The organism is Pedobacter agri PB92, from assembly GCF_000258495.1.
GTDB lineage: Bacteria > Bacteroidota > Bacteroidia > Sphingobacteriales > Sphingobacteriaceae > Pedobacter > Pedobacter agri.
In genome coordinates this window covers 1-2,888 of sequence record NZ_AJLG01000299.1, presented here as the reverse complement: position 1 = coordinate 2,888, position 2,888 = coordinate 1, and the positions used below count along the sequence as shown (strand labels likewise).

3 protein-coding genes and 1 pseudogene are annotated in these 2,888 nt (G+C 39.6%); 1 reads left to right on the top strand and 3 read right to left on the bottom strand.

What is annotated here, in order from left to right; all coding sequences use genetic code 11:
• A pseudogene (locus ON09_RS23350) lies at nucleotides 1–591 on the bottom strand (hypothetical protein); the annotation flags it as partial.
• Nucleotides 592–803: 212 nt separating this feature from the next.
• Between ON09_RS23350 and ON09_RS23345 the strand changes: the two are divergent.
• Nucleotides 804–1,571 carry a DeoR/GlpR family DNA-binding transcription regulator gene (locus ON09_RS23345; protein ID WP_010603485.1) on the top strand — a complete coding sequence of 256 codons (768 nt, stop codon included), beginning with the start codon at nucleotides 804–806 and terminating at the stop codon, nucleotides 1,569–1,571.
• Here ON09_RS23345 and ON09_RS23340 read toward each other — a convergent pair.
• Complete coding sequence (locus ON09_RS23340) at nucleotides 1,568–2,497, bottom strand: endonuclease/exonuclease/phosphatase family protein (RefSeq protein ID WP_010603484.1); 930 nt, start codon at nucleotides 2,495–2,497, stop codon at nucleotides 1,568–1,570. The genes ON09_RS23345 and ON09_RS23340 overlap by 4 nt on opposite strands.
• A 4-nt stretch (nucleotides 2,498–2,501) precedes the next feature.
• A complete protein-coding gene (locus ON09_RS23335) occupies nucleotides 2,502–2,786 on the bottom strand; it encodes an FAD-dependent oxidoreductase (protein WP_010603483.1) in 285 nt (94 codons plus the stop codon).
• Between the last annotated feature and the right edge of the window lie 102 nt (nucleotides 2,787–2,888).

Here is a 2,888-nt window from a genome sequence, read left to right as displayed (position 1 = left end):
ACGTACACACTTACCGGTATCATGACTCACTTTTTTCTGAAGGTTGCCTGGCAAAAGCATTTGCTGCAAATGTTGCTGAGCTTCTTTGTTAAAGGGTTGCAAGTCTTTAATTTTCGGTTTAATTTCTAACTGCCCGTTTGTGTAGCTCAGGTTAAAAAATGAATCAAGATTGCTTTCCTTTTCCAAACCATAATCCAGCGCAATTTTGGCCAGTTTCTGCCTACGAAGTTGCGTATCAAAGAAAATCCTTAAATCATCTCGTTGCAAAATATTATACAGAACCTGCGCCTGATGTTCGCAAAGTTTCACCTTCGGGGTTTCACATCTACAGGAAAGCCGCACAAAATTTTTATTTTGCTGTAGCTGAACGATGGGAAAAGGAATGGCAGATTCATGATGACTGAAAGCGCCAAAATCAATTTCCAACTGTTCGGCATAGATGTTATAAAAACCTTTTTCACTGGTGTGGATTTGACCGTTTAAATGCTTCAGAATGAAAACTGCGTTCAGGTCTCTCAGATTAAAATCATGCAACAGGTAATCGTATGGATTTATATCAGGTCCCTTCTGGCTTTCTGTTCCCTCGTTCATTTAAATCAAAATTATTAAGCCATAAAAATACATGTCAAAAAGCATAATGGCAGCAGCGGATTTATTTTTTTACCAACAGCAGCAACAGAAGGTTAATATAATGTAAACACATTGAAAGGTAATTTAACTAAATATAATTTCAGATCATCAAATTTTAAATTATGTTTGCTATATAAATTGATTCAATTAAGCTCATAACCAGATAGATTTCTATGAAGAACATTACCGACAGACACGAATTTATCCTTAAAAAATTAAAAGAAGATGGAAAAGTAAGTATCATTGAGCTTACTGATTTAATGGAAGTATCTGGGGTAACGATTAGAAAAGACTTAAAGTTGCTGGAAGACAAAAATCTTTTATTCCGGACACGTGGTGGAGGATCAATTAATAATCCCTACGCGAATGAGCGCAGTATTAACGAAAAAGCTTTTATCAATTCTGATGAGAAACAGAAGATTGCCAAGGCGGCACTTGCTTTAATCGAAAAAAGCGACTCCATTAGCATTGGTTCTGGTACAACAGTTTTTGAGCTGGCCAGATGTTTATATCCAAATCAACATTTAACGGTTATTACGCCTGCATTAAAAGTGGGTTTAGAATTAAGCAACCGACCAAATGTAGAAGTTTTACAACTCGGCGGATTAATCCGATCGAACTCTTCATCGGTTGCGGGTTCTTATGCAGAACGTGTATTGAGCGAAATATCTTGCGGTGTGCTTTTTTTAGGTGTGGATGGTATCGATCTTGATTTTGGCTTTTCTATCACCAACCTGGCTGAGGCAACCCTAAATCAAAAAATGATTGAAACTGCCCAAACCGTAGTTATCATGGCTGATAGCAGCAAGTTTGATAAACGCGGATTAGGGAAAGTCTGCGGATTTGAGCAGGTGCATTACATTGTTACCGATAGTGCAGTTTCAGAATTTGTGATTAATCAAATCGAAGAAAAAGGCGTAAAAGTGATTATCGCAGATTAAGTTAAACTCACTTCGGCATTCACAAAGAAATGGTCACTTGGAAAAACACCATTGATTTGATCTTTAATAATCTTCGCCGATAAGGTTTTCATTTTCCCACGGGTAAAAATGAAATCTATTTTGCCGGTATTTTTAGTCTTCGCATATTCTTCTCCTATAAAATTGTGCGCCGTTAACCCTGGCTCAGCATTACCGTGTACCGATAAATAAGTTTCGTTCCAGCCGCCGTCGGTAATAATTTTAAATACGGGGTTTTTGGCATCAACATTAAAATCGCCAATAAGCAATTGCGGAAAATCTCTCTGGTATTGATTACTTTCCTTTACAATCAATTCACCTTGCTTGTTTCTGGCTTCCTGCGATTTATGGTCAAGATGTGTAGAAATTACCCTAAATTCTTTTCCTGATTTCTTATCCAGCAGGCGAACCCAGTTAGCATGCCTTGCCCGGGCTGTGCCCCAGGCTAAACTGCCGCCAATTTCAGGCGTTTCAGATAGCCAATAGCAACCTGCAGAAATCATACTGTATCTTTTCCTTGAAAAAATAACCAGATTCTTTGCTATTCCGTTATAGGTGTCTTTATTGATGTCCATTTCAGGTCCATCGAAGCCGAAAGCAAAATAATCAGGCATCGCTTTTTGAATATCTTCGGCCTGTATCCGTAACACTTCCTGTAAACCAATAATATCCGGCTTTTGTGCTTTGATGATCTTGATACAGATGTCCTTTCTCGCCTCCCATCCTCGTCCTAAGGCATCATCTTCGGGCAGGGCGACCCTGATATTACAGCCTAGAATGCGATGGCTATCTTCAAATTTTTGATTTGAAGCGTACTGATTGATCGCCCCTGCCTGGTTCCCGATAAATGAAGCAGATAACGCAATCCCGAGTCCCTTAACAAAATTTCTTCTAGAAAATTCAGACATATTTTTAAGATTGAACCATTTCCATTGAATTCAGATAGGCACCTTTTTCGATGAGTTCTTTACGTAAGAGATCAACATCGAGTTGAGATGGTAACACATTTTGGCGAACCGCCAGTTTAGCGGCTCTTCCCGCAGCCTCACCCATCGCCATACATGGTGCCATCACCCTAATGGCCGACATCGCTTCATGAGTGGTTGAAATGCATCTTCCTGCAACAATCAGGTTTTCGATTTTTTCAGGAATTAATGACCGGTATGGAATGTCGTAACAGTCGCCGCACCATTCCAAAGTACAACCACCTCCCTGCGGATGATGTAAATCTAAAGGGTACTGGCCACGGCAATCGAATCATCAATCTGCACAGACCCAAAAACNTCCTGTCGCCGTCAT

What these genes read in the sequence shown, in the direction of transcription:
- ON09_RS23345 (WP_010603485.1), top strand. Translation starts at nt 804, where the DNA reads ATGAAGAACATTACCGACAGACACGAATTTATCCTTAAAAAATTAAAA.
- ON09_RS23340 (WP_010603484.1), bottom strand. Translation starts at nt 2,497, where the DNA reads ATGTCTGAATTTTCTAGAAGAAATTTTGTTAAGGGACTCGGGATTGCG.